The sequence below is a fragment of the Desulfomarina sp. genome (genome assembly GCF_054039375.1).
In genome coordinates, this window is the sequence record NZ_JBPLBA010000210.1 from 1 (window position 1) to 7,968 (window position 7,968).

General features: G+C 48.4%; 5 protein-coding genes. 1 reads left to right on the forward strand and 4 read right to left on the reverse strand.

Features of this window, described 5'->3' with window-relative positions; all coding sequences use genetic code 11:
• Positions 1 to 124: 124 nt before the first annotated feature.
• Both lat and amaB read right to left on the reverse strand, forming a co-directional pair.
• Complete coding sequence (lat, locus tag ACXLDX_RS11985) at positions 125 to 1,438, reverse strand: L-lysine 6-transaminase (RefSeq protein ID WP_457577421.1); 1,314 nt, start codon at positions 1,436 to 1,438, stop codon at positions 125 to 127.
• A gap of 50 nt (positions 1,439 to 1,488) precedes the next feature.
• Positions 1,489 to 3,024, reverse strand: coding sequence for an L-piperidine-6-carboxylate dehydrogenase (gene amaB / locus ACXLDX_RS11990; protein ID WP_457577422.1), 1,536 nt, complete (start codon positions 3,022 to 3,024; stop codon positions 1,489 to 1,491).
• A 381-nt stretch (positions 3,025 to 3,405) separates the two neighbouring features.
• On the opposite strand from amaB, the gene ACXLDX_RS11995 reads away from it, so the two are divergent.
• Positions 3,406 to 5,796, forward strand: a complete 2,391-nt coding sequence (locus ACXLDX_RS11995) for an acetate--CoA ligase family protein (RefSeq protein WP_457577425.1) — start codon at positions 3,406 to 3,408, stop codon at positions 5,794 to 5,796.
• Here ACXLDX_RS11995 and uvrC read toward each other — a convergent pair.
• Positions 5,777 to 7,615 (reverse strand): excinuclease ABC subunit UvrC, encoded by a 1,839-nt coding sequence (gene uvrC / locus ACXLDX_RS12000; protein WP_457577423.1) that lies wholly within the window; start codon positions 7,613 to 7,615, stop codon positions 5,777 to 5,779. The two genes, ACXLDX_RS11995 and uvrC, sit on opposite strands and share 20 nt — an antisense overlap.
• Before the next feature lie 66 nt (positions 7,616 to 7,681).
• Positions 7,682 to 7,968: hypothetical protein (locus ACXLDX_RS12005; protein ID WP_457577424.1), on the reverse strand; the 287-nt coding region annotated here is incomplete at its 5' end.

Below are 7,968 nucleotides of genomic sequence, written 5' to 3' on the forward strand. Positions count from 1 at the left end.
CCTCGTAAGTGTAAACAGATTCGAGGTTGTTGGTATGCCGTATGATTGGATATTCTCCCATTATGCCGTTGGCCCACCAGCATGGTCCGGGCCGTATGGGTAATATCAAGAGCAATTTTAACTGTCAGTTGATTATTTTCATTACTTTCCGGATAGCCTGCAGTAACAGGGCAATTTCATCTTTTGTGATTATCAGGTGAGGCCGGAATCGTATACTTTTTTCACCACAACCCGCAATGAGTATTTTTTCTTTCAGAAGCTGAGCGAGACATCGGTCACGTTTCTTGCCATCTTCAAGATCAAAAGCGCACATCAGCCCGCGTCCCCGGGCGTTGGTCATCCGATCCGGAAAGTCGAGACACAGGTTTTCCAGGCCATGCAGAAGTTCCCGACCTCTTTTTTCGGCATTGTCCACGAGATTATGGTCTCTGATTATTTTCAGGATTATGGAACATCTGACCATGTCGACAAGATTGCCACCAAAAGTGGAGTTGATTCTGCTTGGTTCCCGGAATACATTATCCGCCACCTCATCAATTCTTGTGGAAGCGAGAATACCGCAGACCTGTGTTTTCTTGCCAAAGCAGAGGATATCCGGCTGGACGGTAAAATGTTCATGGGCCCAGAATTTTCCAGTAAGGCCGACACCCGTCTGAATTTCATCCATGATCAGGATAATTTCATTTTCATCACAGAGAGTGTGCAGAGCGCGGAAAAATTCATCCCTGAAATGATTATCTCCCCCTTCCCCCTGGATTGGTTCAATGATAAGACCGGCAATATCTTCTCCTTCCCGGTCGATTACATCGGCAATTGCTTCAAGTGCTTCATTTTCACGTTTTTTCACCTCCAGCAGTGAGGAGGCATTCAGGGGGAAAGTGATTTTAGGGTTGATGATTCTTGGCCAGTCAAATTTAGGGAAAAGAGCGGTTTTTCGTGGATCGGCCGTATTGGTCAGGGAGAGGGTATATCCCGAGCGTCCATGGAATGCCTGACGGAAATGGATGATTTTTGTGCCAGTTTCCTTTTTCCTGCCTTTTGCGGAATTTCTCCTGATTTTCCAGTCAAAAGCAGCTTTTAAAGCATTTTCTACCGCCAGAGCACCACCCTCAATAAGGAAAAGATGGGGCAGGTAGTTCGGCATGGCAATGGTGGAAAAGGTATCAATAAACTCTGCCATTGGCTCGGAATAGATGTCCGAACTGGATGGTTTCTGGACGGCAACTTTTCCAAGTTGATCCCGGTATGCCAGAAGATCATCATGATTGAAACCGACAGCCATTGAGGCAAACATGGAAAAGCAGTCCAGGTATCTGTCTCCATTGCGTTTGTCAATAAGCCAGCATCCTTTTGACTTTTCCAGGTCAATGATAATGTCCATTCCATCGGCGAGAAGATGCCGGCCGATACGTGTTTTTATGGAATCTGCTGTGTTCATGGAGTTGTTGCCCCTGTAATGAGTAATGTCTTCTGTTTGGCGCATTAAGCTTACAGATCGAATTGAATTCCCTGGGCGAGCGGCAGGTCGGTTCCGTAATTGACGGTAACGGTCTGTCTGCGCATATAATTTTTCCAGGCATCCGAACCTGATTCTCTTCCGCCACCCGTATCTTTTTCTCCACCAAATGCACCGCCAATTTCAGCCCCGGAGGTACCGATATTGACGTTGGCAATACCGCAATCCGAGCCTACTGCACTCAGGAAGGTTTCAATCTGTCCGTGGTGCGTACTGAAAACAGAAGAGGAAAGTCCCATCTCCACATCGTTATTTATGGTAATTGCTTCATGGATACCCCCCTTATATTTCATGAGATAGAGGATTGGTGCAAAGGTTTCTTCCTGAACAATATCCATATGGTTCCTGACTTCGGCAAGAGTAGGTTCAACATAGCAGCCTGAAGGGAATTTTTTTCCCTTCGGCAGGCAGTTGCCCCCGGTGAGGATTGAACCGCCTTGTTTTTTTATCAGTCTGACCGCCTTCTGAAAATCTTTTACTGCGCCTTTGTCAATCAACGGCCCCATATGATTTTTTTCTATGAGAGGATCGCCGGTCTTCAGACTTTTATAGGCACCGATCAGTTTCTTTTTTACCTCCTGGTAGATCGATTCATGGATAATCAGACGTCTTGTTGTCGTGCAGCGTTGACCGGATGTGCCGATGGCCCCGAAAACGATTGCCGGCAGGGCTAGCTTCAGGTCCGCGTGTTCTGTTAAAATAACCGCATTATTGCCGCCGAGTTCAAGGATTGTTCTGCCCAGACGGGCAGCCACCTTTTCTGAAACATGGCGGCCCGCAGGAATGGAACCGGTAAATGATACCAGGGGGATACGATGGTCGTTGGTTATCGTTTCTCCAAGACTGTTTCCATTTCCAATCACCAGTGAGAAAAGGCCTTCGGGAAGATGATTTTTGCCGAGTACCCTGGAAATCACCATCTGAAGTGCCACCGCGGAAACAACTGCTTTTGATGATGGTTTCCAGATGCAGACATTACCGCAGACTGCGGCTACCATCGCGTTCCATCCCCACACTGCCATGGGGAAATTAAAAGCGGTGATGATTGCGATTGGTCCCAGGGGATGATACTGTTCAAAAAGGCGATGGTTTGGTCGTTCTGAAACTGTTGTCATGCCATAGAGCATTCTCGACTGACCAACGCAGAAATCACAGATATCTATCAGCTCCTGGACCTCGCCCAACCCTTCCTGCAGCGGCTTTCCGGTTTCATAGGAGATCAGTTTTCCTAGTGGTTGCTTGAAATCACGAAGCTGCAATCCGATCTGTCTGATGATTTCGCCCCTGGCGGGTGCGGGGGTTGTCTGCCATTCGTTAAATGCGTTTTGGGCGGTTTTTACAATTTTATCATAATCTTTTGTGGTTGCTTTTGACACGGTGGCAAAAATTTCACCATCAACAGGAGAATATGCTGGAATTTTTTTCCGTTTCTTGCGTGAAAGCCAGATTCTTCCGCTGGAGCAACCAGGTATGCTGGAACCAATGCCAAGGGTTTTAAGAAAGTCCATTATCTCTCCTCAACAGGAATAGGGTGATTGACAACATATTGGTTTTCTTAAATATCGCATCTTCCTATCCGGGAGTCAAGAAACATAAAAGAGAAAAACCGGCATGGCCTGCCCAATGGTTCAACCACGACTGACAAGTGAAAATCTGACTGCAGTGATACGACCTTCTTCCGTGGGGTTTTCAGATACACTGTTGATAACAGAATAAAAAACAAATAGGATTGGGCTTTCAGGTCGTTTGCACAAATATTCCACTGCGAAAGGTTTTACAGCCGAAGTGGGGGATTTTACAGAGATTATAATTGAGTATTTCGGTCCAGCTTTGCTGGTTTGACTGGTGGAACGTGATTACATGAAGATAAGTGAGTAACTGGGGGTATGATGGAGCTTTCAATTGATTTTGCGGGAATTACGGGACTCATTCGGAGTGCCCATGGAGAGGGAAGAAATTTTCTTTATGAATATGAAGTGTACTCATTACTTTCAAGGTCCGGTGCGGAAACACCGCCGAAATCGATTTTTCTTCCCAAAGGAGCCCGTTTTTCTGATGAGGAACTGACGGCTCTGCCGGGGGAAAAAGTTGTTCTGAAAATTGTTTCTCCCAATATCATCCATAAAACCGAAGTGGGTGGGGTTCGGATCACCGAAAAAAGACCTGAAAAAATCCGCTCCGCTGTCAGGAGGATGCTTTACGAGGTTCCGGAAAATTACGGTAGATGGATAGAAAATAATAGAGCGGCTTCACCACCGTGTTACCGGGAGTTGTCCGGTGACAGACTGGAGGAGGCGATCAGTGCAGATCTCAAGGGTATTCTGCTTGTCCAGTTCATGCCGCCTGATTCCATGGCTTTTGGCAATGAGCTGATTGTCGGTCTGAGGCATACGCGGGAATTCGGTATGGTGATCAGTGCAGGGCTTGGGGGGACGGATGCCGAACTGTATGCGGAACGATTTCGCAAAGGGCAGGCCATTGTGGCGGCCCTGACGGAAATGAATGATGGCCATTCCTTTTTTGAGCTGTTTAAACCGACCATTGCCTATAAAAAACTTACGGGTCTGACTCGTGGTCAGCGAAGGGTTGTGACCAATGAACAATTGATAGAATGCTTTGATTCCTTTATCCGCATGGCCAACCATTATTCTCCGTCCAACCGGCAAAGTCCGTATGTGATCGAGGAACTGGAAGTCAATCCCTTTGCTTTCACAGATTATCTCATGGTGCCTCTTGATGGCATGTGCAGGTTTTCCACGCAGCCGACGGTGGCTAGACCGAGGCCTGTTGAAAAAATCGGTTGTCTGCTGCATCCGGAAAAAATCGGCATTATCGGTGTTTCTTCCCGGCGCAGGAATTTCGGTCGTATTATTCTCGATAATATTCTGGCCGAAGGTTATCCGCGGGGAAATGTGGTCATTATCAAAGAAGGTGAAAAGGAGATAGGCGGGGTGTCGTGTGTTGCCTCTTTTGCCGAACTGGGGGAAAAACTGGATCTGCTGATTGTGGCCATAGCCGCTGCCCAGGTTCCAGCCCTGGTGGAGGATGTGACTCGTCTTGGCTGTGCAAGGAGTGTTATGCTGATTCCAGGAGGCCTCGGGGAAACAGAGGAGAGCCGGGAAAGAGCCAGGGAAGTGATCAGGTTGATTGATGAATCCCATGAGGCGGATGGCCCGGTTTTCCTTGGGGCAAACTGCATGGGGGTTATTTCCAGGCCGGGAAGATATGACACTTGGTTCATCCCCGAGGAAAAGCTACCGAAGATACGTGGAAAAAAATATCACCGGGCCGCGCTCATCAGTCAGAGTGGCGCTTTCATGCTCCATCGCAGCCACCAGTATCCCCAGCTCAATCCGGCTTATATGATATCCATGGGCAATCAGACTGATCTGACATTGGGAGATATGGTCCATTACTTCAAAGACAGGGATGAGGTTGACGTAATAGCCATTTATGCTGAAGGGTTTTCCGATCTTGACGGTCTCGCATTTTGCAGAGCGGTCAGGCAGGCAGTCTGTAACGGGAAAACAGTGATTTTTTACAAGGCGGGCAGGACTGAAGAGGGTAAAGCTGCGACCAGCGGACACACGGCTTCTCTTGCCGGAGATTATATGGTTTGTGAGAATTGTGTGCATCAGGCTGGAGCCATCGTCGCCAGAAATTTCACGGAATTTCAGGACCTGTTTTTTCTTGCGGAGACCCTGCATGATAAGGTAATTAACGGGAACAGGCTGGCTGCTGTCAGTGGAGCCGGATTTGAGGCGGTGGGAATGGCCGATTCCATTGCTTCCGATGAGTTTCGTATGCATCTTGCGGAATTTGGTGAGAACACCAGGAGCAGGATCACACATCTCCTGGAAGAGAAAAATCTCTCTTCCCTTGTCACCGTGACCAATCCCCTGGATATCACACCCATGGCTGATGATGAAACTCACGTTATGGTGGCCGGAATTGTCTCAGAAGATGAAGGCGTGGATGGTATAGTCATCAGCCTTGATCCCCTTTCTCCGGTAACCTGCACCCTGGCCGGGTCTGCGGCTGGACAGTATGATATGAACCAGGAGGAGGCTGTCAGGCGCAGGATTGGACAACTGGTAGCCGCCTGTGACAAACCTGTTATCACAGTTGTTGATGGTGGAAGATTGTATGACCCTCTGCGGGACGCGCTCGTTGATCAGGGAATTCCTGTTTTCCCTGTTTGCGACAGGGCCGTTGCTGCTCTTTCTCTCTATATGCAGGGACGGCTTGAAGTGCAGGGGGTCATTGGAAGTGGGAATTGATCTCTTTTGCCAGTTCCCTGCCGATACCCTTTACTTCCAGCAGTTCCTCCACCGTGGCAGCCTTAACCCTTTTGAGGCTGCCCATATGGCGGAGAAGGTTTTTCTTTTTTATTTCCCCGATTCCGGCTATTGCGTCAAGCTCAGAGGTGAGGGTTGCTTTTTTGCGGAGTTTTCTGTGAAATGTTATGCCATATCGGTGGGATTCATCCCGAATTTTCATGAGGTAGAGGAGGACCGGATCGTGGGAGCGTAAGAGAATGGGATTCTTTCTGCCGGGTTTGTAGAGTTTTTCCCCTTCATTGGTTTTTTCCTTGGCGATACCTATCCAGTCCAGTTCTTCTGTGATACCAAGTTCTGCAGCTACAGCGAGAGCAATGCCAAGCTGGCCACGGCCTCCATCCACCACGAAGAGATCAGGAAGATTGTTTTCCCTTATTCCCCGTGACAGGCGTCTTATCAAGACCTCCCGCATCATGGCATAGTCATCCGGGCCCGCAACTGTTTTGATCCTGAAATGGCGAAAATTTTTTTTATCAGGTTCTCCCTTAAAAAAATGGACAAGGGAGCCGACGGCCTGTTTTCCACCTATATTGGAAATATCCAGGCATTCGATTTTCTCTGGTATTCGTTTGAGATGGAGCTTTTTTTCCATGGCCCTGCAGAGGCCCTGCCATGATTTTTCCTTTTTTTCCTTTTCTTCGAAGAGTTGACGGGCGTTGGTGTCAGCCATGGACACCAGTTTGAGATTATCACCACGTTTCGGGATTTTCAGGATGGCTTTTTTCCCGGTTCTGTCATGGAAATGGGCCTGAATCAGATCAAGGTCAGCGGGAGCAAAGGGCAGGAGGATTTCTCCAGGGGGAACCGAGTCCATATCATAAAACTGGGTCAGAGCCTGGGACAGAATTGACTGGTCATCTCCGTAGGGATCACTGATAAAAAAAGACCTGGAGCCGTTAAGAAGTCCGTTTCGAATGAAGAGAACAGCAATGGTAACGGCGGTTCCCTGCCGGGCAAAACCGAATACATCCTGATCTCTGCAATGGCTGGCAGAGATGATCTGTTTTTCAAGTGTACGGGAAAGGGCCGATATCTGGTCCCGCAGTGCAGCCGCTTTTTCAAACTGCAGCCGGTCCGCTGCCGCTTCCATCTTTTTTTTCAACTGTGCGGTAAGATCCCTGTTTCGACCTTCCAGCAGGAGCAGGATATTGTTGACATGCTCAGAATAGAGTTTTCTGTCCGCAGTACCTGTGCAGGGGGCCAGACATTTGCCTATCTGATTGTTCAGGCAGGGACGTTTCCTTTTTCTCAGTCCACTTCCCTTGCAGTTTCGTAAAGGAAAAAGGGTGGCGATCAGTTTAAGAGTGGCCCACATGGCTGAGGATGAGGAAAAGGGTCCGAAATATCTGGCCTTGTCCTGTTTTTTTTTCCTGACCATCATGACCCTGGGCCACTCTTCCTGGACAGTGACACGGATATAGGGATAGTTTTTGTCATCCCTGAGTATGATATTGTATTTTGGTTTGTGTTTTTTTATCAGTGATGCTTCCAGGATCAGCGCTTCTTTTTCCGTTGTGGTGATGATGGTGTCAACCTTTTTCACCCTGGAAAGCATTATTGCCGTTTTGCTGTGCCCGGTTCCTGAAAAACGGGTATAAGATGAAAGCCGCTTGAACAGATCTTTAGCTTTTCCCACATACAGAACAGCCGAGCTACTGTCCAGCATCAGGTAGACACCGGGGGCATGGGGAGCAGATTCTATCGCGTTCCCTGGAAACATAACGGTTTTGAAGTAAATTGTCCCTGAATCCATGAGCATTCGATGGGGTGCATCCTTTTCCTTAAAATAGTCACAAAGCCATCATGGATTCAGGTTATTGCCACCTTAACCAGTCACCGTTACAGGACGTTTTCCAGTAATTCCAGTCTTGGCAGCACCTTCAGGTGTGTTCCGGGGAAGCGGCGGGGCAGAAGCAAGCGCTGTTCCGAAAGCTGTCTGGCGCGCGGCTGTACAGAATTTTGCCAGATCCTGCTCAATTATGCCGAAACGAGCAGCCATAATGGACGGCAGTGAACAGGCCGGCAGTTCTCTCTGCCTCCAGCCTGGAAGGGCAACAACAAACCGCATACCGGAACGCTGGACTCGATTACCCATGTACGTATTGCAGCAGA